The following is a 24,333-nucleotide window of genomic DNA, read 5'->3' as shown; positions in this document are numbered from 1 at the left end:
ATTTAAGCCCACGTGCGCGTTGGCTGACCGCTTCGATCGAACCAAAATGGTAGCGTATCGACATATGGGCACAGGCCAGCGGCCTGGACCGGCAAGGGGGTGAGCTGCAATGGCATGCTCGCCGGGGCAGTCCTGACAGGGTGGCGATATATGGCAGCTCCACTGGCAGAGGTAGGGCGTGCGGCGTCCCGCCGTCCGTGCGGTGCGCCGTTGATCGAGTTCCGCGATCTCGGTAAACGCTATGAGTTCCCACAAGGCCGGGTTGTGCTCGACGGCCTATCGGGCACCATCGGGGCCGGCGAGTTTTTGATTATCGTTGGTCGCAGCGGCTCCGGTAAGTCCACGCTGTTGAATCTCCTCGGCGGGCTCGATCGCCCGAGCAGCGGCTGTGTGAGTGTGGATGGCCACTCACTCAGTGCGCTCAGTGACCGGGAGCTTACACTCTTGCGCCGGCGGCGCATCGGCTTCATTTTCCAGGCTTACAATTTGATTTCCACGCTCACGGTGAGCGAGAACCTGCTATTGCCGTTGGAGCTCAATGGGTTGACGGGTGCTGCGGACACGGTTAGGCGATGGCTCGATCGGGTCGGACTCGTGGGCTTGGAAGAGGCCTACCCGGACCAACTCTCCGGCGGCGAGCAACAGAGGGTCGCGGTGGCCCGAGCGTTGGTGCACGAGCCCGATCTTATTCTAGCGGACGAGCCGACCGGTAATCTGGACCTGGACCATGCGACCCGAGTGGTGGCGTTGCTCGATGAGCTTTGTCGCAGCAGCGGCAAGACGCTGGTCATGGCGACCCACAGCCGCGAGGTGGCGGGCAAGGCCGATCGTATGCTGACTATTCACGAGGGCCGGCTGTTGGAGGTTCGTGAGTGACGCAAAGCGTGTTGCGCGCCGGCCGGCGTGCTCTGTGGCGCCATCCGGTGCAGTTGCTGCTGGCGGTGGCCGGTGTGGCGCTCGGCGTGGCTGTGGTGATCGGCATGGACTTGGCCAATCAGAGCGCGGGCACGGCCATGCGTCAGTCCATGGAGGCGGTAACCGGGCGGATCACCCACCAGATTTTTGGTGGTCCCGAGGGCTTGCCGGAAGCGCTCTACGTCAAACTGCGCACGCGGCTTGGCGTACAGCAAGCCGCGCCGGTGCTGGCAGGCGGTGTCACGCTTGCGGCGGCCGGCAATCGGCCGCTCACGTTGCTTGGCATCGACCCCATTGTGGACGCCCCATTGCGGGGTGCAAGCGCCGTGCCACAGCAGGGCGAAGGCGAGCAGGGAATACTCCAGGACTTGTTGCTCGACCCCGGGAGCGTCGTATTGCCGGCGGAAGAGGCGCAGCGCCTCGGTGTGGTAGCCGGAGGTACGGTTACCGTGCAAGTCGGCGGGCAGCAACGACGTCTGCATGTGGTGGCCGTGGCAGAGGATTCCGATCATGATTTGAGCGGCTATGCCTTTGCGGATATCGCCACCGCTCAGGAGGTACTCGGCCGGATTGGCCGACTGTCAAGAATCGATTTGATCCTTGGTAACGCCGACGCGGTCAACCGGGTTCGCGCCGCGCTGCCGCCCGGTATTGTTCTGGTTCCGGCGGCGGCGCGGGCTAACGCGATGCAGCAAATGCGCGCCGCCTTTCAAATCAACCTGACGGCGTTTTCCTTGCTCGCCTTGGTGATCGGCCTGTTCCTGGTATTCAACACCATGTCCTTCATGGTCGTGCAACGGCGTCGGATGATCGGCATATTGCGTGCCGTGGGGGCAACCCGCCGGCAGATTCTTGCCCAGGTGCTGAGCGACGCCGCGCTCATCGGGCTGCTCGGTACGGCGTTTGGTGTGTTGCTGGGATTGGTGCTCGGTGTCGGACTGGTCGACCTGGTGGGCCGCAGCAGCACACATAGCTCGTTCCATGAGGCGATAATGCGCTTTCAGATCGAGCCCTTCAGCCTTGCCAAAGGGTTTCTGCTCGGAATCGTTGGCTCGATGCTGGCCGCCGTACCGCCAGCCTTCGAGGCGGCAACGGTTCCGCCCCGGGCGGCAATGGATCGAAGCGAACTGGAGCGTCAGGCGCATCGCGGCGCCCGGTGGGCGGCTGGATTTGGTGGGGTGGCGCTGCTTGCCGGAGGCGTGATCCTAGTGGCCAGCTCCGGTCTGATTGCCGCCTTCACTGGCCTGTTCGCGGTGATACTGGGTGCCTCTTTGCTGGCCCCGTTGGCCTCTGCTCGCTTGACCACAGCGATGGCTCGGCTTGTTCCGCAACGGCCGATTGCACGTCTGGTGCTGCGCGGCGTGGCCGCCTCGCTCAGCCGTACCGGAGTGGCGATTGCCGCGCTGGCGGTAGCCATATCGGCCGTGATTGGGGTGGCGGTCATGATCGATAGCTTCCGGGGCAGCTTCATCGTCTGGTTACAACAGTCCTTGCGCGCCGATTTCTACATCGCCACGACGCAGGAGGGTGGTACGGTGGATGATGCCCTTGCCAAACGCATCGAATCCCTGCCCGGGGTAGCCTACATAACCCGCTCCCGCCATTATCGCCTACCAAGCGCGGACGGCTTTACGGCCATCTGGGCGCTGGGCCTCGAACGGCGAGGCTGGCAGAGCTTCGATATCCGCGCCGGTGATCGGGAAGCCGCCTGGCTGGCGTTTCGCTCCGGTAGGGGTGTGCTGATCAGCGAGCCCTATGCTTACAAGCACGGCTTACAGGTAGGGGAGACATTGGCGTTGCGCACCGCACTCGGTGAGCGCACCTTCCGGGTGGCTGGCATCTTCCGGGACTACGGATCGCCTTATGGTGTGGTGTTGATCTATCGGCCGGCCTACCAGCGGCTGTTTGCTGACGATCGGCTCTCGGGGCTGGGTGTTTATCTCTCCGCCGGTAGCGAGCGGGGCGCGGTGCACCAGCGTCTGGAGGCGGCTGTCGCCGGTTTGGCCGGAGTTCGGGTCCGCGACACCCAGTCGATCCGAGAGCACTCGGTGGCGGTTTTCGATCAAGAGTTCGTCATTACTTCGGTGCTGCGTTTGCTGGCGGCGATGGTGGCCTTCGTCGGTGTGGTGGGTGCATTGATGGCGTTGCAGCTCGACCGGTCTCGCGAACTCGCGGTGCTGCGCGCCATCGGTTTCACCCGAATTCAGCTTGGCGGCTTGATTACCGCCCAAAGCGGGGTGCTGGGGCTGGCGGCCGGGCTGTTTTCGGTCCCGATGGGTTTGCTGCTCGCCTGGCTGCTCGTGTTCGTCATTAACCACCGGGCTTTCGGCTGGAGCATGGAGTTCACAATTAGCCCCATGCCGCTGCTGGAAGGGGTCGGATTGGCGATCGGCGCGGCTTTGCTCGCCGCCCTCTATCCGGCCTGGCGGGCGGCGCGCACACTGCCGGCTCGCGGCTTGCGGGAGGAGTAACGTGCGTTATTTGCTCGCTGCCTTGGCGCTGGCCGTTCTCGTCGGAATAGGCTGGTGGCTCATCGCCGATACGGCCGATCCCGATCAGCAATCGGTCACTAAGGCAGCGGCTTTCCGCGCGCCCGAGGATGATGACATGGCAGGCTATGCCAAGGTGACCGGTCCGCGGCCGATGCAGTTTCCCGAGGACCACGGCGCCCACCCCGACTACCGGATCGAGTGGTGGTATTTTACCGGCAACCTCGCTACGGCGCAGGGGCGTCCCTTCGGTTTCGAACTCACCTTCTTTCGGTTCGCCATGGCGCCGTCAATGCCCCCGAGGGCGTCGGATTGGGCTACGCGGCAGATGTGGGTGGCCAATTTCGCCGTAAGCGATATCAAGCCCGAGCGTTTCCGCTTCTTTAAGCGCTCGCAGCGCGGTGCCGTGGGGTTGGCGGGTGCGCAGACTCATCCAGTGCGAGTTTGGCTCGACGATTGGCAGGTGCGGGCTCAGTCGGTGGACAGCCTTTTCCCGGCCCGATTGCAGGCCGAGCAAGAAGGTGTGGGGATCGATCTGCATCTGAGCAGCGCCAAGCCCTTGGTGCTTCAAGGGGATGCCGGCTACAGTCGTAAAAGCGCCGATCCCGGCAACGCCTCCTATTATTACTCGTATACCCGGTTGCAGGCGCAAGGCACGCTCAGTTTGGAGGGCGAGTCCTATCCGGTAAGCGGAACCGCCTGGATGGACCGCGAGTGGAGCTCGAGCGTATTAGCGGCCGACCAGGCCGGCTGGGATTGGCTCTCGCTGCAGCTCGACGACGGTCGCGACCTCATGCTCTATCGCCTGCGCCGGCGGGACGGTTCCGCTGATCCGCACTCCGCCGGCACAGTGATCGGTAAGAGGGGAGAGTCGCAGCACCTCACAGCGGCAGACTTTACCTTGACGCCCTTGCGCTATTGGCGCAGTGAAGCCACCGGCGTGTCTTATCCGGTGACCTGGCGGGTGCAGGTGCCATCGCAACACTTGGAGTTCGACGTAGAGGCGCGCATGCCCAACCAGGAGCTCGATCTGCGCGTGCGCTATTGGGAAGGGGCGGTATCGGTAGTCGGCGAAAATATCAGTGGCCGTGGCTATCTCGAGCTCACGGGCTATGGTTCGGAAGACCAACCCGGTGCTCCAGCCGACGGATGACGGTCTCCAGATCGCCACAGCGCAGTTGGGCCTGAAGATCCGAGCGGATGCCAACCAGGATGTTGATACCGGATGAGGTTATTTCGTAGATTTTCCAGCTGCCGTCGTGGTCATGCAACTGCAGTTCGAGTTGCACCCAGCCCAAGCTCTGAGTCACTGCGATCACTTGGACGGTGGCCGTGCGGCGAGCCACGTCATAGCGCGCCAGGCGATAATGGACGCGGACATCATGGACGAATTGAGTGAGCTCGGTGGCATGCTTTGCCATTGCCCGGCTGCAGAGCTGGAGCAAATGCGCACGAAAGGCCCGTCGAAACCGTTCGCACTGCGACGGCGTGGCGCTTTGCCAATAAGATCCGAGCACGTAGCGGGCCATGCGGGTGAGGTCAAGATGCGGCAAGGTGATGCGTTCGATTAGCTGCCGAGTTAGCACGGCATCACCCTCGCTGCGCAGCCTGGCAAGCCACCGTTTCAGCTCACGCAGAGCCACGCTGATCATTGCGCGCACCGCGGTATCGGGACGGTCGCTGGCGCTGGCCTGTGCGCTTACCAACAGGCTGAACATCAACAAACCGGCCGCCATCAGCATGGGTGCGCGGCTCAATGCGATTACGAACCAATCGGGGTTGGTCATGGGCTTCACCTAATATTGCATGCCTTAAGGATTCAAAGGCACATCGTCACGGGCTTGCCGTGCTCACTCTACCCATCGATCCGTGGTATGAACTTTATAGGCTAATATTGCAGCGCGCTACGATCCAGCCTCCTGTGCGGACTCGTGCGGCCGCCAAGCCCCCGCATAGGAGCGGCGCGTCGGTATGAGCAAATACGAGCTTTGGGTACGTAGGCGGCGAGCCGCCGACTGACCGGCCGGTCGGGTTTCAGGGCAGGGCGGGTTTCCCAGCCACTGCAGCGGTGTTCGCCGAGTTCGAATGGCGGCTCCTGACGCCTGCTGCCCCGGTAGGCGCGGCTGAGATGATCGGCTCCTCGCTCATGGTCTGGTCGGGCTGCCGCTTCGTGCGCGCGGCCAGGGCACCCCCGTTGCTGTGCTGAACGAAGGCCGAACGCGGGTGGATGACGAGGCGAGCTTCAAGATGGTCGGTCGCTGCACCGCCGTGCTGAGCGCGCTGGTGCAGCGACTCGAGCCCGCCTGAGACCCGGTTTCAGCCGCCGATGCGAGCGCGTAGCTCTTGGGCGGCCGCGATCATGTTGGCAAGCGCCGGCTTGCTCTCTTCCCAGGCGCGGGTCTTGAGGCCGCAGTCCGGGTTGGCCCAGAGCTGCTGCCGGGTTATGACCTCGGCGGCTTTCTCCAGCTGCTGCGCCATTTCCGCGACACTCGGCACCCGTGGTGAATGGATGTCGTAGACGCCGGGACCGATTTCATTGGGATATTCGAACTCGGCGAACGCGGCCAGCAGCTCCATATCCGAGCGAGCGGCCTCGATGGTGATCACATCGGCGTCCAGCTCGGCGATGGCCTGGATGATGTCATTGAACTCGGAGTAGCACATGTGGCTGTGGATTTGGGTCTCATCCCGCACGCCCGCGGTCGCCAAGCGGAAGGCGCGCACGGCCCAGTCTAGATACGCCGGCCGCTCGCTGCCGCGCAGCGGCAACCCCTCGCGCAAGGCGGGCTCGTCCACCTGAATCGCCCGAATGCCGGCGGCCTCCAGGTCGCCCACCTCGCCGCGCAACGCCAGGGCGATTTGTTGGCAGGTCGCGGCGCGGGGCTGATCATCGCGCACGAACGACCATTGCAGGATGGTGACCGGCCCGGTCAGCATGCCCTTGACCGGGCGCTCGGTCAGCGACTGGGCGTAGCGAATCCACTCCACTGTCATGGGACCGGCACGGCGGACATCCCCGTAGATGATGGGTGGTTTGACGCAGCGTGAGCCGAAGCTTTGCACCCAGCCTTGCTGAGTGCTGGCGAAACCCTCCAGCAGCTCGCCGAAGTACTCCACCATATCGTTGCGCTCGGGCTCGCCGTGGACCAGCATGTCCAGCCCCAATGCCTCTTGCGTCTTGATGGTGTGCTCGATCTCAGCGCGCATGCGCTGTTCGTAGGCGGCCCGCTCCAGCCGTCCAGCTCGATAGTCACGGCGTGCCGCTCGGATCGCTTGCGTCTGCGGGAACGAGCCGATGGTGGTCGTAGGTAGGAGCGGCAGCTTCAGGCGGGCGCGCTGCAACGGCGCGCGCTGCGAATAGGGCGAAGCGCGCCGGCTCATGGTGGGGCTGACAGCGCGGAGCCGTTGTTGGACGGCGGCGTTGTGGATGCGCGACGACTCTCGCCGGGCGGCGAGCGCGGCGCGGTTGGCCTCCAGAGCTTGGGCAATGCTCGCGCGGCCCTCGCGCAGTGCCCGGCCCAGCAGCGCCACCTCCTCGAGCTTTTGCACCCCGAAGGCGAGCCAGTTTTTGAGCTCATCATCCAGCCGCGTCTCGCCGGCGAGGTCCACCGGCACATGCAGCAGCGAGCAGGACGGTGCCAGCCAAAGCCGTTCGCCGAGTTGCTCCTGAGCACGCCCCAGCGGTTCGAGCCAAGCCTCGAGATCGGTGCGCCAGATGTTGCGGCCATCGATCACTCCGGCGGAGAGCACTTTCTCCTCGGTAAGCCGCGGCAGAATTTCGCTCAGTTGCTCCGGCGCCCGCACCAGATCCACGTGCACGCCGCCGACCGGCAGTTGCAGGGCCCATTCCAGATTGGCGCCCAGCCCACCGAAATAAGTGGTTAGCAGCAGTCGGGGGTGGTGTTGGGCTGCGAGTTGTTGGTAAGCCGCTTTGAAGGCGGCCTGCCAGGCTGCGTCGAGATCGCAGACCAGAATGGGCTCGTCCATCTGGACCCACTCGATGCCGCGACCGGCGAGTCGGTGGAGGAGCTCGGCGTAAATCGGCAGCAGTCGCTCCAGCAGGGTGAGCTTGTCGAACGGCTCGTCGCGAACCTTGCTCAGCCACAAATAGGTGAGGGGACCGATCAGCACGGGCTTGCTGCGCAGACCCTTGGCGTGGGCCTCGTCGAGTTGCGCCTCGAGCCCGCGCGCATGCAGCGTGAAACGCTGATCATGGGCCAATTCAGGGACGATGTAGTGGTAGTTGGTGTCGAACCACTTGGTCATCTCGCAGGCGGTGACGTCCTCCCCGCGCGGCGCCCGGCCGCGGGCCATCCGAAAATAGCGGTCGAGGTCGATGCCGTCCTCGCCGACCTCCCGGCCGAAGCGCTCAGGGATCACGCCGAGCAGCGCGGAGGTGTCCAGCACGTGGTCGTAGTAAGAAAAATCCCCGACCGGCACGAGGTCGAGGCCGGCCTCGGCTTGCAACGCCCAGTGTCGGGAACGCAGCTCGACCCCGGTGCGCCGTAACGTGTCCTGATCGATCTCACCCCGCCAGTAGGCGTCGAGCGCACGCTTGAGTTCGCGGCGTGCTCCGATCCTCGGGAAGCCCAATGCATGTGTCGTGGCCACAGTATTCTCCGATGATTTGCTAATCATCTAGTGTCGACGTTCCCTGAACATGAGACAATTTCAAATTATTCAGAAATTACATTAGTATTTTTCATATTAAGACTTCCCATGTACCTGGAACTCCGCCATCTACGTACCTTGCAGGCGATTCGCGCCACCGGCAGTCTGGCCGGGGCCGCGACGCGCCTGCATGTCACCCAAAGCGCCTTGTCGCACCAGATCAAGGCGTTGGAGCAGCACTTCGATACGGCGCTGTTCTTCCGCCAATCCCGGCCGTTGCGTTTCAGTCCGGCCGGCGAAATGCTGGCGAACCTAGCCGAGCGGCTGTTGCCCGAAGTGGTGGCGGCCGAGCAGCGGCTCTCGGGCATGGCGCTCGGCCGGCAGGGCCGGCTGCACATCGCCATCGAATGCCACAGCTGCTTCCAGTGGCTGCTGCCCACCATGGACCACTACCGCGAGGACTGGCCGGGGGTGGAAATGGACCTCTCACTCGGGTTCAGCTTCCATCCTTTGCCGGCCTTGGTGCGTGGCGAAATCGATCTGGTGGTGACCTCCGATCCGGACCCGGATCTGCGGGGAATTCACTACGAGCCGCTGTTCCGCCACGAGGTGCTCCTGGCGATGCATACCGGCTCACCCTTGGCGCGCAAGGCCTGGTTGGCGCCGCAGGATCTGGCCGCCGCGACGCTGATTACCTATCCAGTGTGCCGCAGCCGTCTGGATGTGTTCGCCCGCTTTCTCGAGCCGGCCGGCGTGGAGCCGGCGGCCGTGCGTACCTCGGAGCTCACGGTGATGATCATTCAGCTCGTAGTGAGCCGGCGCGGCGTGGCGGCCCTGCCGAACTGGGCGCTGGACGAATACCGGGATCAGGGACAGCTGGTCGCCCGCCCCTTGGGCCGTAGCGGGCTCTGGAGCCCATTGTATGCCGCGGTCCGGGAGGAGAGCCGGGAGGCCCCGTTCATCGATGCCTTCCTGAGGCTTGCACGCGCGGTAACCGCCGAGCGGCTGAGCGGAATCGAGCCGCTCGAAGCCTGAACAATCATCTTGCCTTCGACCCATATACCCAATATATTGGGATTAAGTCTTATTATCTGCCCTATATTTAGTAGAGCAGGGGGTGGGGAACACCGGTGCAAATCCGGGGCTGTCGCGCAACGGTAATGCGGTTTTGACCGCGAAGCCCGACCACCACCCGAGACGAAGGGCGCCGCCGTTTACGGCGGTGTCCGACTGTAGGAGACCTTCGCGTCAAAGGCTCCCGGTATGGGTGCATTCCGCTTTAAGGGCTGCCCTGCCCGGTGACTGCGCGCGGGTTCCTCCGATCGAAGGATCTGATACCGGAGGTGACCATGCCGGCTCAAAGTGCCGTTTCCCTGCCAGCTGAATCGTTCGAACACCCTGAATCCCGCGCCAGAGACCTTCACGTCATCCGCCGAGACGGCCAGGTCTCCGGCTTCGACCCGGGCAAGATCACGGTCGCCATGACCAAGGCCTATTTGGCCGTCGAGGGCGCCAACGCCTCGGGTTCGCAACGCATCCGCGAGACGGTAGAGCGCCTGGTCGGCCAGGTGGTCGAGGCGCTGACTCGTCGCCAGCCCGCCGGCGGCCGTGTCCACATCGAGGATATCCAGGATCAGGTCGAGTTGGCGCTGATGCGCGCCGGGGAGCACCGCGTGGCGCGTGCCTACGTGCTCTACCGCGAGGAGCGAGCCCGCGCCCGGCAAGACCAGGCCGAGCCTGTGGCGGCGCAGGCCGAGCGCCTGCGCGTGACTCGGGCGGACGGCGGCCAAGTACCGCTTGACGAGGCCCGTCTGCGCCGCATCGTCGAGGAGTCCTGCCAGCGCATCGCCGGGGTGGAGCCGGAGGCGATCGTTGCGGAGACCCACCGGAATCTCTATGACGGGATTCCCGAGGCGGAGCTCGGCACGGCCTTGGTGATGTGCGCCCGCACGCTGATCGAACGCGAGCCGGGCTACAGCTACGTCGCCGCGGGCTTGCTGCTGGATACGCTGCGCCGCGAGGCGCTGAGTTTTCTCGGTGGAGTCGAGGCGGGGGCCACCTTCGAAGAGATGGCCAAGCGCTATCCGGACTACTTCATCGCCTACGTGCGCCGTGGGGTGGAACTGGAACTGTTGGACCCCAGGCTGCTCGAATTCGATCTGGAGCGGCTCGCACGGGTGCTCGAGCCGGCGCGCGATCGCCAGTTCGGCTACCTTGGCCTGCAGACCCTCTATGATCGCTATTTTTTGCACTACGACGGCACGCACTTCGAGTTGCCGCAGGCGTTTTTCATGCGGGTGGCCATGGGCCTTGCGCTCAATGAGATCGACCGCGAGGAGCGCGCCGCGGAATTCTACCGGCTGCTCGCCTCGTTCGACTTCATGAGCTCCACGCCCACGCTGTTCAACGCCGGCACGCGCCGCCCGCAGCTATCGAGCTGCTATCTCAGCACAATCCCCGACGATTTGGACGGCATCTACTCGGCCATCCGCGACAATGCGCTGCTCTCCAAGTTCGCCGGCGGGCTCGGCAACGACTGGACCCCTGTGCGCGCGCTCGGTGCCCACATCAAGGGCACCAACGGCCGCTCCCAGGGTGTGGTGCCGTTTCTCAAGGTGGCCAACGATACGGCGGTCGCGGTCAATCAGGGGGGGAGGCGACGAGGAGCGGTCTGTGCCTACTTGGAGATTTGGCACCTGGACATCGAAGAGTTCCTGGAATTACGCAAGAACACCGGCGACGAGCGCCGCCGCACCCATGATATGAACACCGCCAACTGGGTGCCGGATTTGTTCATGCGCCGGGTGATCGACGAGGCGGATTGGACCTTGTTCTCGCCGGACGAGACGCCCGATCTGCACGATCTCTACGGTGCGGCATTCGAGGCCCACTACCGCGAATACGAGGCGCAGGCCGAGCGCGGCGAGCTCCGCAACTATAAGCGCGTCTCCGCCGTTGCACTGTGGCGGCGCATGCTCAGCATGCTCTTCGAGACCGGCCATCCCTGGATCACCTTCAAGGACGCCTGCAACGCCCGCTCGCCGCAGCAGCACACCGGCGTGGTGCACTCCTCCAACCTATGCACCGAGATCACGCTCAATACCTCGGACGATGAGATCGCCGTGTGCAATCTCGGTTCGGTGAACCTCGCCGCCCACGTCGGCGCCGAGGGCATCGATGCCGCGCGGTTGGAGCGCACCGTGCGCACCGCCATGCGCATGCTCGACAACGTCATCGACATCAACTGGTACAGCGTCCCCCAGGCCCGTCGCGCCAACATGCGCCATCGGCCGGTGGGACTCGGGGTGATGGGCTTTCAGGACGCCCTCTATCGGCTCGGCCTGCCGTACGCCTCCCGGGAGGCGGTGGATTTCGCCGATCGTTCCATGGAGACGATCAGCTACTACGCCATCCAGGCCTCCAGCGAGCTGGCGCAGGAGCGCGGCGCGTACGCGAGCTTCGCCGGGTCGCTGTGGAGCCGGGGCATCCTGCCCATCGACTCGATTCGCCTGCTCGCCGAGCAGCGCGGCGAGCCGCTCACCATGGACACCTCCACCACGCTCGACTGGGACGCCCTGCGCGAGCGCATCCGGCGCACCGGCATGCGCAACTCGAACTGCTTGGCCATCGCGCCGACCGCGACCATCGCCAACATCGTCGGCGTCTCGCCGAGCATCGAGCCCACTTACCGCAACCTCTACGTGAAATCGAATCTCTCCGGCGAGTTCACCGTGGTGAATCCGCATCTGGTCGAGGCGCTCAAGGCGCGCGGGCTCTGGGATGCGGTGCTGGTCAACGATCTCAAATACTTCGACGGCTCCGTGCAGGCCATCGAGCGGGTACCCGAGCCGATCAAGGCGCTCTATACCACGGCCTTCGAGATCGACCCCAACTGGCTGGTGGAGGCCGCGAGCCGTCGGCAGAAATGGCTCGATCAGTCGCAGTCGCTGAACCTCTACATGGCCGAGGCCTCGGGGCCGAAGCTCGATGCCCTCTACCGCAACGCCTGGCGCCGCGGACTGAAGACGACCTATTACCTGCGCTCGCTCGGGGCGACGCACGTGGAGAAGTCCACCGTCGCCGACGGCGCCCTCAACCGGGTGGCCGCCGCACCCGCGGCGCCGGCCTGCGCCGTCGATGATCCGGAATGCGAGGCTTGCCAGTAGGGGCGGGTACGAAACTCGCTTTTGCCTCCGTCGTGACGCACCACATTAAGATCAAGGAAGGAGAATACCGATCATGCTGAACTGGAACGAGCCCGCCGCCGCAACCGCCCAAACACCCGTATCGGCTGCAAGCAGCCCCACGGGCCTCGATGCGCCCGAGCGCGGTGCCGCGCGGATCCGCGTCGACGACAAGCGCATCATCAACTGCCGCGCCGACCTTAATCAGCTGGTGCCGTTCAAGTACCACTGGGCGTGGGAGAAGTACCTGCAGGGCAGCGCCAACCACTGGATGCCCCAGGAGATCCCCATGGGCCGGGACATCGAGCTGTGGAAGCGCCGCGACGGGCTGACCGAGGACGAACGCACCATCGTCAAGCGCAGCCTGGGGTTTTTCTCCACGGCGGATTCTCTGGTGGCGAACAATCTGGTGCTCGCCGTCTACCGCCACATCACCAACCCCGAGTGCCGGCAATACCTATTGCGGCAGGCCTTCGAGGAGGCGCTGCACACGCACGCCTACCAGTACGTCATCGAATCGCTGGCCATGGACGAGGGCGAGGTGTTCAACATGTACCGAGAGGTGCCCTCGGTGGCGCGCAAGGCGGAATGGGCGCTGCCGTTCACCGAAAGCCTCGGCGACCCGGACTTCCGCACCGGCACGCCGGCGGCGGACCAGCGGCTGCTGCGCGACCTGATCGCCTTCTACGTGTGCTTCGAGGGGATCTTCTTCTACACCGGCTTTGCCCAGGTACTAGCGATGGGCCGGCGCAATAAGATGACCGGCACCGCCGAGCAGTTTCAGTACATCCTGCGCGACGAGTCCATACACCTTAACTTCGGCATCGACGTCATCAACCAGATCAAGCAGGAGAACCCGCATCTCTGGACCGCCGAGTTTCAGGCCACCGCCCAGCGCACCATCCTCGAGAGCATGGCGCTGGAGGTGGACTACGCCCGCGATACCCTGCCGCGCGGCGTGCTGGGCCTGAACGCCGCTATGATCGAGGAATACCTGCGCTTCATCACCAACCGGCGGCTTGCCCAGATCGGCCTCACCGAGGCGTTCCCGGGCGCCGAAAACCCCCTGCCATGGATGAGCGAGCTGGTGGATCTCAAAAAGGAGAAGAATTTTTTTGAGACGCGGGTCACTGAATATCGCACGGGTGGGGCGTTGAGTTGGGAGTAGGGGGTGCTGAGGGCCTAATTTCTATTCAGGCCGCACGTTGTACTCAGTCGCCAGTGCCGAGAGAAATCTCTCGACTTCCGGCGTCCCCATCTCGCGCGGATGACGTTTTTTGTAAAAGAGGATGAAACGACGAGTCCATCCCAGATAGGTTTGCTCGGTGCGGATACTGTAGTGGCGAAAGCGGACGCGATCGCGGGCCTGATCGAGCAGGCGAGGCTCCTGTGCCATGACGCTTTTCCCAATCCTTGGGTTCGACGTGTAACAGCTAAGCATTTAGAAAGGGGGGCAGGATGATTGTGCGGCATTTTTTGGAATGCGCTACTTGCCACCATGCTCACACCGTAAGGATTCAGGTAGGGCATAACCCATACCAAGAGCACACATTTAGGTGTATGGAATGCCAAGAGGAAATGGTTATTGGGATGCATTGCTTTCCCGCAACAGCTTCCGTAGAGATCAGCGAACTGTATAACTGTGTGGCCGGCAGCGGCGAAGGAACAGTCGTCAATTTGAGCCCTGATTTCCCAATCCCGGAAGAAGATATCCACCGTGACCTCGCCTTCCCATCTCTTGAGCACACACGTGAACTCTCAAAGGCTCAAAGGAATTCCGGAATAGAGTTGCCTGCGTTTTCCTCTGTGAATGAGTACCGGGAGTGGGCGTTACAGCAGAAAGGCATACCGGAGATTTGGTCAACCGTAAAAAAGGGATGGTCTCTTACGCTAAGAGATCGGACGGATATCGCGGAAAGGTTTCTGTCTGAGTATGGGGGCGGCGAGTACAAAGATACGCCGCAATTGAATTACGTGCTTTTTGATTTTTGCAGCCGGATGCTTCTTCCGAATAAGTATCATCTGTTCCAGGAGGCAGCCGAGTTATGCGAGCGCCTTGCAAAGACACAGCCCGAACAATTAGGCCGTTTTCGTGACTACTACAAAGAAAACCTTCAGAAAGAGCATTTGGAGCGCTATTTCGAAACGTTCAAAGAATACTTCTCTTGCTTCAATGATATGTCACAGACTCTAAGGAACGTCTGAACTATTCGAGCTGAAGTCAAACGCATTCGTCTCTGACGAGAGGAAGGGTAAAAATGCTCGGTTTCCCGCCGCCGAGTGCTGATTTACGGGGCCGTTTGGCGCCGCTGAACCCCTTTTCGGAGCAAGCAGGCGGAGTTTGCCTGTCAGCTCGTCATCAGTTGCCTCCTCACCAGATACAGGTTCGTCAGGCCGATCAGCGTGAACACCTGTGCGGCGTTCTTGGCAAGCCCCTTGTAGCGCACCTTGGTGTAACCGAATTGGCGCTTGATCACCCGGAAAATGTGCTCCACCCGGGCACGGACCGAGGAGCGCTTGCGGTTGGTGCGCTTGTTCGCACCGGTGAGTTTGTGCTTGGAGCTTGCCTTCAAGGACACGCCCCAGTAGACACCCGCCCGGCGCGCCGCGCGCTTAAGGGTGTTATCGACGTAGCCCTTATCACCAAAGACCGCGCGGTCGTCCTCGCGCAGCAGGCGCGGCAATTGGCTGATGTCCGAGGCGTTGGCTGCAGTCACCGAAACCGTGTGAGCAAGGCCGCTGTTGACATCGGCCCCCACGTGGATCTTCATGCCGAAATACCACTGATTGCCCTTCCGCGTCTGGTGCATCTGCGGGTCGCGCCGGCGCGCCTTGTTCTTCGTCGAGGCCGGAGCGTGCACAATCGTGGCATCGACCATAGTGCCGCCCTTGAGCAGCGCCCCGCGCTCGGCGAGCACGTCGTGGATTACGTTCATCATCTGGGCAGTCAGGCCGTGGCGCTCCAGCAGGCGGCGAAACTTCAAAATCGTGGTCTCGTCGGGCAGCGCGTCGTCGATGAGCTCAAGCCCGGCGAAGCGGCGCATCGACTCGATCTCATAGAGCGCATCCTCCATGGCCGGGTCGGAGAGCGCGTACCACTGCTGCATGAAATAAATACGCAGCATCGACTCAAGCGGCATCGGCGGGCGACCACGCCGGCCCGCCTTGGGGTAGTGCGGCTCAATGAGCGCCACCAGTTTTGCCCAAGGCACCACCTGCTCCATCTCGGCGAGAAACTTCTCCCGGCGCGTGCGCCGCTTCTTGGCCGCAAAACTCATCGAAGCAAAGGTGGTTTGTTTCATCGGTTCCGCCTGGGTCGGTGGCAATGCCGCAATTATACTGGCGTGGCCGGGAATAGTTCAGAGTCTCCCTAACGAACTTGCAGTGCGGCTTGGGTATACCGGACAACCACGTCGCGTCATCATATGCGTTTTCGAGAACCAAGCTATTTTATGGCAATGCGTTTGAGACTCTTACGACTACCGTGGTGGTCCTTGCATGTTTGAATAACATAAGTTGCGGCCGAGATTTCGACACGTTCGAACAAATGACATTAAAGAAATACCTTTCTACGAATAAGGCCAATCGTTGCGCTCCCTTCAAAAGTACGCAGGAGCTCTCTGCGATTTGCGACTGCCTAGACAGTACGATACGAAATGCCTCGCATCATGGAGGGATGAAATTGGTTAACAACGGAATGAAGGTTCAATACCGCAGCGGCGGAAGCGGGGCAGTCAGGACTATGCCTTACGTACAGTACTTGAACTACTGCAACCAGATAATGTTGAGCTGCTGCGCTCTGCTGGCTCTGGAGCTGGCGCTAGCCTTCTAATTGGGTAACCGGGGGGCTTTTAACCCATCCCATTACACACATCGTCATACCTAGTTGAGCTGTCGGGCATAGCGGGCACCCTCGACGAAGACGGCGATCTCCTGCAGGCCGAGCCAGATGGTTTTGGCTCCCGGTTCGCCATCGTGCTTGCGGGCGAGAAAGCCCCCGCGCTGAGCAATCAGGCGTAACACAGTATTGAGAGACGGCACTTGCCTGGGTATAGGCTTTTTGTTGAGGATAAAACAGTGGTCTGTCCCCTATTACAATCTTGACGCGGCATGGGTTGTTGCCTGCCGGAGGGACAAACCCGTCGGCACTCTCCAACTGAATTTTTCGGGGCTCTACACCTTCAAGGTCGGCTTCACCCGTTACCCTTGCACCTCGCCTGCTCTTGTACCTACGCATCTACACGCCTGTTACCAGGCGCGCAGCAAGGCTCAATACCGGGCCCGTGGCTAACGGTTACCCAGGTGGGGGTCCCACCCACTAAAGTACGCGGCATTGCCAAGCCGCTGCCGTCCCCTATTTACCTTAGGTTTCATGTTTGCGGGCGCAATTGCCGTTCTTTAGCTGGTCTTGAGTCCTTTTTTGACCCATTGAACTGTCCACACCACTAGATACGCAAGAAACCAAGCGGCCAAGGGTGGGACAAGGGCAGCGCGAAGGATTGGCAACGGCGAAAGGCTTGCCTCAACCTGCGTCGGCCCACGCAACTCTCCCGTTTTTGAATCGGGCTTCCGTAGGGGTTGTTCGGCAGTCGGGATGTGCTCGACAAAGCGAAAGACATACTCTGACGAGAAGACGGACGCTGGGTTGCCCCAACGTTCCACGCTCGCAACAGTAATGACTGCGACTATCCACAGAGCTGTGGCCACGACACCGATCCGTTGCCATCCGTTTAGTTTCATATGAAACCTAACGGGTCGCAGTTGAGCGGCACCCCTTGACAGGGGAGTGTCGCGAAGCGACACGGACCTGTCACAGGGGCGTAGCCGTGCGCAGCGCGGTGCGGCTCGAACGGTTGATGGGCGGCGCGCAGCGCCGACGAACGCCGTTTATCAGCCGCGCGAGGTACGAGCGTCGGCTGCATGAACTTGTTGGCCGCCGTCTTCACTCGCGGCCATCCAGCAATCCGCAAATAGCGGAAGCCCACTTGATTGCATCATAGGCAGTTCGACGAAGCGCCGGCCGCGACCCGTGCACATCGCCCATTGTTCTTCTAAGAACCTGGAGCGATTGTGCCGCGTAGTTGGTCGCAGACCGAACATGCGCGACGAGTTCGTCTGCATCCGCTGGCGACATACCTATTGCGAGGTACTCGCTATGCATTCCCTCAAAAATCACGAGTTTTTTCAGCACGGTGTTTACTTTGGCTTGGAACGATACCTGACCAGGGTTGCCTAGACCTTGCTGTTCGTAGATCGTGCCGGTTGCGAGATCGACCGCCCCGCAGGCGGCCGTAATGGCCCCGCTGTCATCACCTGCCATCAATCGTGCCATTGCGCGTGCGAGTTCAGAGGACGCGGATGGTGGAAGGAAATGCTGCTCTCGCGCATCGATCAAGCCGACAGGGACGAAGCTCCCAGATATGAACTGATATCCGTGCCGTCCCAAAATTCCTTGAACATTGCTCGCAAGCTCAGCATTGCTTGCGACCAGACGCTCGGCTAACACCCGCAATGCGGCGATCTTAGCGGTCGCCGTCAACTCCCCGAAAAGGCGATCCACCGCCGGCATAACTTCCGCCCTGCTTCCAAGACCGGATAGCGCTTCTGCTTTCGCAGTAATGCGCGAGACGTCGATGCCCGCTGCTGCCGCCGTGTTTCGGATATCTTGCACGGACAGGGCATTGAGCTCGGAGCGCAACGCTCCGTAGAGCCGGCTTACGTCCTCAGGACTTAAATCGACCGTGGATCCATTGTCAGGCATAGATCACCCATAGGTCACAGCGTGACGGCCAACGGAGTAGCGATATGGGGACAATAGTATGGGGACAATAGGGGACAGACCACGGCTTGCTGATAGCTTGCCGGCCGAATTGTCCACTCGTTAGGTGCGCAGACGCTTTCGCCAGTAACCAGGGCGTCGAGAATGGTGAGCGACGGCGATGACAATTAGCTCCTCGGGCTGCTGCCGGACGATGATGTCATAGGGGAATCGACTCAGAACGAGCCGTTTAGCTCCCTCCCGGCCAGCTTGGCCGGGCAAATTGGTGAGAGGAACAATTTCCTCTTCGAGCAGATCGAGCGCCGCTTCGATAGCCTGTGCGAATTCGGCGCCCAGACCTGGACGTTCGCACTCGTACCAAGCCGCGGCTTCGATAGCCTCTTCCGCCGCTTGCTCAAGAATTCGGACACGAGTCACTGCGGAGATCTGAGCCGCTTCTCAAGCCTTCTCCGTAACTCGTCACGGTCCACGAGCTTCGCTGTGCCGGTAGCGATGGCGCGCAAACGCTGCAGGATTTCCTTGTCCCATTCCGAGGACGCATCGGAATCGGCTGGCTCATCAAGGCTCTTCACGAGCTCGTACGCGAGTTCTGCGCGTTCGTCTTCCGAGAGGGTGAGTACTTCGGAACGCAGCTTGGCTAGAGTGTCTGTATCCATGCATCCTCCGGCGCTAGAAGGCATTTTTTAGCTTACAGCCGAAGGGTGCACCTAACAAGGTGGGGCAATAGTGCAATAGGGGACAGACCACTGTTTTGTTTGTCCCCGCGCGGCCGCAGGCCGCAATTTGTACCTGGAAGTGAGAAAACAGTGGTCTGTCCCCTATTATTCGATGATAGTTTTTGATGGTTTAACCCCGCGCCTAAAGCTCCCCGCCGCAATATTTGCAGAAGTTTCCATCTAGGTCGTGGCCGCCGCGGCCGCAACTGGGGCAGGCACGCGTGTTGACGGAGATGCGGCTCGCATTGGCGAGCTCCACCGTAACGATTCCGGTCGGTACGGCGATGATTCCGTAGCCCAGCACCATCACCAGGGAGGCGAGCAACTTGCCGACAGAGGTGTGTGGTACCACGTCGCCATAGCCCACCGTCGTCAGCGTGACGATTGCCCAGTAGACAGCCTGCGGGATGCTGTCAAATCCGTGCGTGCCGCCTTCGATCAAATACATCATGGCCCCGATGATGAGTACCAGCGTCAGCACTGCGCCTAGGAAGACCAGGATCTTGCGGCTGCTGGCCATTAGCGCGCGCCTGAGATGCGCGGCCTCGCTTACGAACTGCACCAACTTCAGGATGCGGAACGCCCGCAACAGCCGCAGCGCCCGGATCACAATCAGTGATTGCCCGCCCGTCAGAATCAAACTCAGGTACGTTGGAAGTATCGCGAGGAAATCCACAACGCCATAAAAACTGACCGCATAGGCTATCGGGTTGCGTACCGAGTAGAGGCGCAGCGCGTACTCGAGGGTGAACAACAGCGTGAAGGTCCACTCGACCGTGTTCAGCAAGCTGGCATAGCGGGCGTTGATCTCCGGTACGCTGTCCAGCAGCACGGCGCCAATGCTGAGTACGATTGCCAGCAGTAGGACGAGGTCGAACGCTTTGCCAGCCGCCGTCTCGGCCTCAAAGATGATTTCGTAGAGCCGCTCGCGTAATGTGTGGTGGGACGGTGTATCGCTCATTGTTTATCTGTGCATCGGGATTGTCGGGCGCGGTAGCTAGCTTACCGGAAGAACCGTCCTGGTGGAGATGGCCGGCGGTGCATCAATTGATACATCGGCATGCCTTGGCCGGTGTTTTGGGGTTATGGCGGGGCACGGACGAGTTTCGCCGCTATCCGACGGCTCGCTCCCAATCTCTAAGGTCGCGATGAAGGGCTCGAGGACCGTGTTTCGCCGAATGCCCAGCCCTTGAGCGTTGCCCATTGAGCCCCCGGGCGAATGGAGCCAGGTGATGTCGTGTTGAGCGAAATGACAATGGCCGTCCTATACGCTTCCCTCGCCGGCGCGGCAATCCCGCTCGGCGGCATGACGGCGCGTCTCGAGCATATCCAGCCCGAGTGGCTCGAGACCGAATTTCGCCATTCCGTCATCGCTTTCGGAGGTGGGGCTCTGCTGGCAGCCGTCGCCCTGGTGCTCGTGCCTGAGGGCATGCGCCACCTGCCAACGTGGAAAGCTCTGGCAGCCTTTGGCAGCGGGGGGGGCGCGTTCTTTATGCTCGATCGGCTGATCGAGAGAGGGGGCGGCAGCGTCGCACAGCTCATGGCCATGCTGCTCGACTTTGTACCGGAAGCGATGGCCATGGGTGCGACGCTCGCGACCGAGCCGGCGGTTGGTCTGCTGTTGGCCATTCTTATCGCGCTGCAAAACTACCCGGAAGGTTTCAACGCTTACCGCGAGCTTCGGCTAACGACGAAAATGCGTGCCACTACCGTGCTTGTGGCCTTTTGCGCTCTTGTGCCTCTCGGCCCTGCTGCAGCGTGGCTCGGCCTGGTTTACCTGCGCTCGGCGCCCGATGTGCTCGGCGCCGTCATGCTTTTCGCAGCGGGCGGCATACTCTACTTCACCTTTGAGGATCTCGCGCCCCAAGCGTACCTCGAGCAGCACTGGGCGCCGCCACTCGGCGCCGTGTCGGGCTTCATGGTGGGAATGCTCGGACATGCGCTGGTCAGCTAGGGAATAAAAATAATAGGGGACGGACCCCTATTTAATTGGTAATCTGTCGCTCGATTCAATCAAGCAGGAAAGGCTCATGCCAAGACGCCCACGGGTTACCCTGGCCGGGGTTCCGTTGCACCTGATTCAGCGCGGTAACAATCGCCAAGCGTGTTTCTTCGCCGAAGAGGACTACCGTGCCTACCTCGGCTGGCTGGAGGAATACGCGCGGGCGAGCGCTTGTGCCATCCATGCCTACGTACTTATGACCAATCATGTCCATCTGCTTTTGACACCTCGAGCCTCGGGCGGAGCCAGCGAGCTGATGAAACGGTTGGGACAGCGCTACGTCCAGTACGTCAATCGAACCACGGGTCGCAGTGGCACCCTCTGGGAGGGTCGCTTTCGTTCTTGCCTGACGCAGGAAGAGGGCTACGTGCTGAGCTGCTATCGCTACATCGAGCTCAATCCAGTCCGCGCGAACATGGTCAGGCATCCGGGCGAATATCCCTGGTCGAGTTACCGTGCCAACGCCCAGGGCGAGCTCTCGACACTGTTGACACCTCACCGGCTCTATACCGCTTTGGGTAATAACGCCGAGGCTCGGCAAGCCGCCTATCGGGAGCTTTTCCGCTACCAACTTGATCCTGGGACAGTCGACGAGATTCGCGCCGCAACGAATGGCAATTTTGCCCTGGGCAGTTCACAGTTCCAGGCACAGGTGACGGCCGCGCTGGGGCGGCGGGTGACGCGGGGAAAATCCGGACGGCCGCAGAAGCAGAGCGAGTCAAAGTCGTCGGGTTTATTTGACGGAGGGTGACAGACTAAAATTGTGGTCTGTCCCCTAAAAAATTTGAGGTAGCCATGATATCCGCTCAGGAAATCGAAGTCATCAAAAGTACCGCGCCGCTGTTGGCCACCCACGGCAAGGATATCACCGGGCGTTTTTACCAGCTGCTGTTTGAGCAAAACCCTGAGTTAAGCAATGTGTTCAACATGAGCAACCAGAGAAGCGGCAACCAGCAGCAGGCGCTGGCGCGCGCTGTGTATGCTTTCGCGGCCCATGTTGATAACCTGCCGGCCATCGCCGGCGAAGTCGAGCGCATCGCCCAGAAGCACGCCAGTCTGGGGGTCATTGCAGAGCAGTACCCGCTGGTAGGCGCTGCATTGCTGCAGGCCATTGAACAGACGCTGCAGCCGCCGGCGGAAGTGCTCGACGCTTGGGCCAAGGGCTATGGTGTGCTGGCCGGTGTGTTCATTGAGCGCGAAGCGCAGATCTACCAGCAAAAAGCGGCACAGCCGGGCGGCTGGCGCGATACCCGGACCTTCAACATCGTTAAGAAAGAAACGGAAAGCGAGCTGGTCACCTCATTCTACCTGCAACCGGCAGACGGGGAAGCCTTGGCAGCTTTTGAGCCCGGTCAATACATTGCCGTCTACCTCACCCCCGAGGGTAGCCAGCAGCGGCATATCCGCCAATACAGTCTGTCGGACAGCAACAGCCGCAATCACTACCGCATTTCGGTGAAACGCGAAAGCGATGAGGTTGCCGACGGCGTGGTCTCCAACTATTTGCATGACCGGCTCGATGTCGGTGACAGCGTGCAATTGAGCAACCCCTTTGGCGATTTTTACCTCCAGAACAGCGGCAAGCCGCTGGTGCTTATCAGCGGCGGCGTCGGCATTACCCCGATGCAGTCCATGCTGGAAACCCTACTGGAACAGAACTCAAAGTGTGACATCCATTTTGTGCACGCCACCTCTCGCGGCAGCCATCACAGCTTTGCCAGGCGCCTGCAGGAACTGGCGGCGGCGCAAAAGGTGTCGCCGCATGTGTTTTACGAGCATCCCGAGGAAAATGACCACCTGGGTGAAGGTTATCACTACCAGGGCCGCATTGATCTGGATGCCATTGAAGCCGCGTTGCCGATCGGCGAGGCTGAGTTCTATCTGTGCGGGCCGCTGGCAATGATGAAGGATGTGTACCTCCAGCTGAAAATGCTACATGTGGCGGACGAGGTCATTTTCTACGAGGTGTTTGGCCCCACCAAATCCCTGGCCGACTAACGAGTCAGCCGGTATGCAAATGACCCGCGATAGGAGGCAGACCACCGTTTTCTAGTGGTCTATCGGGCGGATCAATCAAGGCCGGACACGGGACCGCTCATCGCCGACACCGTTATGCAAGAGGAAACGCTTGAGGCATGCTTCACGGATGCAGGTGTGAGAGATTGTGCGAACGCTCGAGTCGGATGGGTGGTTTCAAGTACGGCCCGAGGTAGCCACTGCCAATTCAAGCATCCCACAAAGCGTGGACTTGTGGCTGTATCCAGCAGGCCGGGAGACGACTTGGCCGCCGGGACCCTCAATAGCGTGCTAAAGCAGGTGGGGTTGAAGTAGTAAGATACCTTCTCGTGGTTGAGAAGAACGAGACAAGCTACTCCGCGTATGCGCCGGATGCTCCGGCCAATTAATTAGATGCCACATGTAGAGCGGATGGTTTGGTGAAGGCCCACGGAGGCATCCTGATTTGTGTGTAAGGGAATGGGTCATGCCATCAAGTCGCGCTCAAATCGGGAGTAGACACACACGGGCGACTCCGTTGGCGGTGCTGCTTTCCGCCGCCGTCGTCATGATGCCGGCGACTGCACTGGCGGTATCCACAGAGATCATTCCCGCCCAGGCCGACGTGTATGTGTTTGAGGGCAATCCCGACGGCAATACGGCTAGCATCGCCCTTCTTCAGGCTGGCGTTGGCCGTGGCCGTAAAGTGGGGCGGATAGTCGCTTATATCCGCTTTGGCTTGGCCGACATCCCCAAGTCCTCCTTTTTCAAAAAGACACGCGTCACACGAGCAACCGTAAGCCTCTTTGCGCAGTCAACCGGGCTTGCCCGTGCGGATAGCCACTTCCTTGTGAGCGTGGCGCGATGTTCAGACTCCAGCTGGATAGAAGCGAAGATGGCCTGGAGCAACCGTGCATGCCCCGCTCTGGAGCAAGCAGAAGACGTCGTGGCGATCGACGGCACCGAGCTTCCGCAGCTATTCCAATGGGATGTCGCTCAGAGCGTCTCTAAGGCGGTTCGAAGCGGCGGTTCGCGGTTAACATTTGTTGTTTCAGCCTTTCGAATTCCGAAGCTGACAGGCGGTGAGCGTGAGATCATTCCCGAAGAACAGTTTGGCTCCAAAGAATCGGTGGGGTTCGTGCGATTCTGGTCCCGTGAGCGTGCTGGTTTCGGTAGGACAGGCGTGCCGACCTTGCGCGTCACCTATGAGCGGGAAGATACTGAACTGGCCCGATTTATGAAAACTATTGTTGCGATCGTTTCCGCGCTCGGCGCATTTCTCGGAATCTGGGGAAGCCTGAGGCGTTTCACGCATCGTCAGGGCTAGTGTAGTGCGTCATTCTGAAGAGAAAATGGGGGCAGGCTAGGGTCGGGGTCGCCTTCTCTCTACGGCCGCCCCCAGACGGTGCCAACCGAATGACAGCGGTGCGCTGACCCGCAACACGCCGCACGGCTCTAGCGCCTGGCGGGAGGCCTGGGCGTCGGCCTCGGCCAAATCCTCGAGAATGCGCTGGCAGTGCCGATGGTAGGTCGCGCCAGCATCTGTCGGACGAACCCAGCGGGTCATGCGGACCAGGAGTCGCACACCAAGCCGCGCCTCCAAATCCTGCACTTGCCGCGTCACGGTAGCCGTACTGCAACC

20 protein-coding genes, 2 pseudogenes and 1 riboswitch are annotated in these 24,333 nt (G+C 61.4%); of the genes and pseudogenes, 12 read left to right on the top strand and 10 right to left on the bottom strand.

Features of this window, described 5'->3' with window-relative positions; genetic code table 11:
* Positions 1 to 150 precede the first annotated feature (150 nt).
* From NB231_RS03090 to NB231_RS03080, 3 genes are read left to right on the top strand one after another with little or no spacing between them, the layout of a single operon-like run.
* Complete coding sequence (locus NB231_RS03090) at positions 151 to 876, top strand: ABC transporter ATP-binding protein (RefSeq protein WP_004999680.1); 726 nt, start codon at positions 151 to 153, stop codon at positions 874 to 876.
* Positions 873 to 3,386, top strand: a complete 2,514-nt coding sequence (locus NB231_RS03085; RefSeq protein WP_004999679.1) for an FtsX-like permease family protein — start codon at positions 873 to 875, stop codon at positions 3,384 to 3,386. Before NB231_RS03090 ends, NB231_RS03085 begins: the two co-directional genes overlap by 4 nt.
* Position 3,387: 1 nt before the next feature.
* Positions 3,388 to 4,557, top strand: coding sequence for a lipocalin-like domain-containing protein (locus NB231_RS03080; RefSeq protein ID WP_004999678.1), 1,170 nt, complete (start codon positions 3,388 to 3,390; stop codon positions 4,555 to 4,557).
* Here the strand turns inward: NB231_RS03080 and NB231_RS03075 are convergent.
* The gene (locus tag NB231_RS03075) at positions 4,508 to 5,191 is read right to left on the bottom strand and encodes an MlaC/ttg2D family ABC transporter substrate-binding protein (protein ID WP_004999677.1); all 684 of its coding nucleotides are present in this window, start codon (positions 5,189 to 5,191) and stop codon (positions 4,508 to 4,510) included. The two genes, NB231_RS03080 and NB231_RS03075, sit on opposite strands and share 50 nt — an antisense overlap.
* A gap of 529 nt (positions 5,192 to 5,720) precedes the next feature.
* Complete coding sequence (metE, locus tag NB231_RS03070; protein WP_040663006.1) at positions 5,721 to 8,015, bottom strand: 5-methyltetrahydropteroyltriglutamate--homocysteine S-methyltransferase; 2,295 nt, start codon at positions 8,013 to 8,015, stop codon at positions 5,721 to 5,723.
* Between the two features lie 108 nt (positions 8,016 to 8,123).
* Here metE and NB231_RS03065 point away from each other — a divergent pair, with 108 nt between their 5' ends.
* The 3 genes and pseudogenes from NB231_RS03065 to NB231_RS03055 all read left to right on the top strand — a co-directional run.
* Positions 8,124 to 9,050: a LysR family transcriptional regulator gene (locus NB231_RS03065; protein ID WP_004999673.1), complete on the top strand. Its 927-nt coding sequence runs from the start codon at positions 8,124 to 8,126 to the stop codon at positions 9,048 to 9,050.
* Positions 9,051 to 9,109: 59 nt separating this feature from the next.
* Positions 9,110 to 9,248: riboswitch (adenosylcobalamin (AdoCbl) riboswitch) on the top strand.
* 116 nt (positions 9,249 to 9,364) lie between these two features.
* Positions 9,365 to 12,181, top strand: a complete 2,817-nt coding sequence (locus NB231_RS03060; RefSeq protein WP_084766217.1) for a ribonucleoside-diphosphate reductase subunit alpha — start codon at positions 9,365 to 9,367, stop codon at positions 12,179 to 12,181.
* Positions 12,182 to 12,272: 91 nt separating this feature from the next.
* Positions 12,273 to 13,367, top strand: a pseudogene (locus NB231_RS03055) (ribonucleotide-diphosphate reductase subunit beta); the annotation flags it as partial.
* Between the two features lie 21 nt (positions 13,368 to 13,388).
* On the opposite strand, the gene NB231_RS03050 reads toward NB231_RS03055, so the two are convergent.
* A complete protein-coding gene (locus NB231_RS03050; RefSeq protein ID WP_004999670.1) occupies positions 13,389 to 13,595 on the bottom strand; it encodes a phage integrase N-terminal SAM-like domain-containing protein in 207 nt (68 codons plus the stop codon).
* Positions 13,596 to 13,759: 164 nt separating this feature from the next.
* Between NB231_RS03050 and NB231_RS03045 the strand changes: the two genes are divergently transcribed.
* A complete protein-coding gene (locus NB231_RS03045; RefSeq protein WP_004999669.1) occupies positions 13,760 to 14,404 on the top strand; it encodes a hypothetical protein in 645 nt (214 codons plus the stop codon).
* Between the two features lie 143 nt (positions 14,405 to 14,547).
* Here NB231_RS03045 and NB231_RS03040 read toward each other — a convergent pair whose 3' ends face one another.
* The 6 genes and pseudogenes from NB231_RS03040 to NB231_RS03015 form a co-directional block, all read right to left on the bottom strand.
* The gene (locus NB231_RS03040) at positions 14,548 to 15,501 is read right to left on the bottom strand and encodes an IS5-like element ISNmo4 family transposase (protein ID WP_004999668.1); all 954 of its coding nucleotides are present in this window, start codon (positions 15,499 to 15,501) and stop codon (positions 14,548 to 14,550) included.
* A gap of 580 nt (positions 15,502 to 16,081) precedes the next feature.
* A pseudogene (locus NB231_RS17385) lies at positions 16,082 to 16,273 on the bottom strand (IS4 family transposase); the annotation flags it as partial.
* 868 nt (positions 16,274 to 17,141) lie between these two features.
* Positions 17,142 to 17,960, bottom strand: a complete 819-nt coding sequence (locus tag NB231_RS03030; protein WP_004999665.1) for a hypothetical protein — start codon at positions 17,958 to 17,960, stop codon at positions 17,142 to 17,144.
* Positions 17,961 to 18,080: 120 nt separating this feature from the next.
* Positions 18,081 to 18,395 (bottom strand): type II toxin-antitoxin system RelE/ParE family toxin, encoded by a 315-nt coding sequence (locus NB231_RS03025; RefSeq protein WP_004999664.1) that lies wholly within the window; start codon positions 18,393 to 18,395, stop codon positions 18,081 to 18,083.
* Positions 18,392 to 18,634 carry an addiction module protein gene (locus NB231_RS03020; protein WP_004999662.1) on the bottom strand — a complete coding sequence of 81 codons (243 nt, stop codon included), beginning with the start codon at positions 18,632 to 18,634 and terminating at the stop codon, positions 18,392 to 18,394. The genes NB231_RS03025 and NB231_RS03020 overlap by 4 nt, the downstream gene beginning before the upstream one ends.
* Positions 18,635 to 18,836: 202 nt before the next feature.
* On the bottom strand, positions 18,837 to 19,655 hold the full coding sequence (locus NB231_RS03015) for an ion transporter (RefSeq protein ID WP_004999661.1): 819 nt from the start codon (positions 19,653 to 19,655) through the stop codon (positions 18,837 to 18,839).
* Between the two features lie 288 nt (positions 19,656 to 19,943).
* Between NB231_RS03015 and NB231_RS03010 the strand changes: the two genes are divergently transcribed.
* The 5 genes from NB231_RS03010 to NB231_RS02995 all read left to right on the top strand — a co-directional run bounded on the left by NB231_RS03010 (position 19,944) and on the right by NB231_RS02995 (position 24,018).
* Positions 19,944 to 20,648 carry a ZIP family metal transporter gene (locus tag NB231_RS03010; RefSeq protein ID WP_408634397.1) on the top strand — a complete coding sequence of 235 codons (705 nt, stop codon included), beginning with the start codon at positions 19,944 to 19,946 and terminating at the stop codon, positions 20,646 to 20,648.
* Between the two features lie 76 nt (positions 20,649 to 20,724).
* Entirely contained in the window at positions 20,725 to 21,447 is a 723-nt protein-coding gene (locus NB231_RS03005; protein WP_004999658.1) for a transposase, read from the top strand.
* Positions 21,448 to 21,491: 44 nt separating this feature from the next.
* Positions 21,492 to 22,694 carry an NO-inducible flavohemoprotein gene (hmpA, locus tag NB231_RS03000; protein WP_004999656.1) on the top strand — a complete coding sequence of 401 codons (1,203 nt, stop codon included), beginning with the start codon at positions 21,492 to 21,494 and terminating at the stop codon, positions 22,692 to 22,694.
* 114 nt (positions 22,695 to 22,808) lie between these two features.
* A complete protein-coding gene (locus tag NB231_RS17375; RefSeq protein WP_332247687.1) occupies positions 22,809 to 23,027 on the top strand; it encodes a type II toxin-antitoxin system HicA family toxin in 219 nt (72 codons plus the stop codon).
* A gap of 208 nt (positions 23,028 to 23,235) precedes the next feature.
* A complete protein-coding gene (locus tag NB231_RS02995; RefSeq protein ID WP_004999654.1) occupies positions 23,236 to 24,018 on the top strand; it encodes a DNRLRE domain-containing protein in 783 nt (260 codons plus the stop codon).
* 36 nt (positions 24,019 to 24,054) lie between these two features.
* Here NB231_RS02995 and NB231_RS02990 read toward each other — a convergent pair.
* Positions 24,055 to 24,333 (bottom strand): LysR family transcriptional regulator (locus tag NB231_RS02990; protein WP_004999652.1); only part of this gene is annotated, 279 nt, incomplete at its 5' end.

It is taken from the genome of Nitrococcus mobilis Nb-231 (assembly GCF_000153205.1).
Lineage (GTDB): Bacteria > Pseudomonadota > Gammaproteobacteria > Nitrococcales > Nitrococcaceae > Nitrococcus > Nitrococcus mobilis.
Note: the sequence above shows the minus strand (reverse complement) of the source record. Positions and strands in the feature narration are given on the sequence as shown.